Origin of the sequence: Barnesiella sp. CU968, from assembly GCF_905219685.1 — a bacterium.
GTDB lineage: Bacteria > Bacteroidota > Bacteroidia > Bacteroidales > Muribaculaceae > Lepagella > Lepagella muris_A.
Map to the genome: position 1 here is coordinate 1 of NZ_CAJMXD010000575.1, position 1,224 is coordinate 1,224.

At 42.2% G+C, this 1,224-nt stretch carries 1 protein-coding gene; it reads left to right on the forward strand.

From position 1 onward, the window contains the following. The first annotated feature begins 209 nt into the window (after nucleotides 1-209). Nucleotides 210-1,088, forward strand: coding sequence for a nucleoside phosphorylase (locus tag JX312_RS13805; RefSeq protein WP_124096519.1), 879 nt, complete (start codon nucleotides 210-212; stop codon nucleotides 1,086-1,088). Nucleotides 1,089-1,224 lie beyond the last annotated feature (136 nt).

Below are 1,224 nucleotides of genomic sequence, written 5' to 3' on the forward strand. Positions count from 1 at the left end.
CTCCTTCTTCGGAATCATGAAATCATCTCAAAATCTCCTAAAATTTAATATAAGCTAATTTCCAACACTTACTTATCTGAGATTGAACTTTCATACCAGCATATTGATGCCTGATTTAAACAGTTTCCAAGACTACAATTAATTAAAGTCATGATCTGACATCAATATCTGCTATGGACATTTTAAAATTTTATTATTAAATGCATTTTATGACAGACGATAGAATTATACCCGCTTCCGAACTCATAATCAATGAGGACGGTTCTGTTTTTCACATTCACCTCACTCCGGAACAACTCCGAGACAATATCATTTTTGTCGGAGATCCCGGCAGAGTGGATATGGTGGCGTCATATTTTGATTCGATAGATTATAATGTCTCGTCACGAGAGTTTCATGCGATAGGCGGCACATACAAGGGGAAACCGATGATGGTCATTTCTCATGGCATAGGTCCGGACAACATTGAGATTGTCGTTACCGAACTTGACGCTCTTGCCAACATAGATTTCAAGACCCGGAAAATAAAACAGGAACATCGCACTCTCAACATCGTGCGTATCGGAACTTCCGGATCATTACAGGAGGATTTGCACATTGGTGATTTCGTAATAGCAGAAAAAGGCATGGGATTCGACGGCATTCTGAATTTCTACGCCGACCGTGATAAAGTGTGCGATCTTGAGTTTGAACGCGAATTCTGCAAACATACGGAATGGAAAGAGACATGGGCAGCCCCTTACACTGTAGATGCCGATGCTGAGCTTGTAGAGAGAATTGGTCGTGATGACATGGTGCGAGGATTTACAATTGCAGCTGTAGGCTTCTATGCTCCGCAAGGAAGAATGGTGCGTCTGAAACTGGCTGACCCCAATCTGAACGAGAAAATCGAAAGCTTCCGGTTCAACGGTCGACCGATTACAAACTTCGAGATGGAATCAGCATGTCTCCAAGGTATGGCAAAACTCCTCGGACACCGTGCGATGACTGTATGCTGCATCATTGCCGAACGCAGGCTTAACAACGCAAATACAGACTATAAACCTAAAGTAAGGCATCTTATAGAAACTGTTCTTGAACGTTTCTAAAATGGACAGATAATTAAAAAATGCCGGATAAATCCGGCATTTTTTAATTATCCTTAGTCAGTAAACGTCCCATAAACCGCCTTGCCTGACCGGCTGGGCGGTGTTAATTTNGCGGAGCAACCCAAAAATCATGGAT

Coding starts and splice junctions, on each gene's coding strand:
- JX312_RS13805 (WP_124096519.1), top strand. CDS start 210: ATGACAGACGATAGAATTATACCCGCTTCCGAACTCATAATCAATGAG.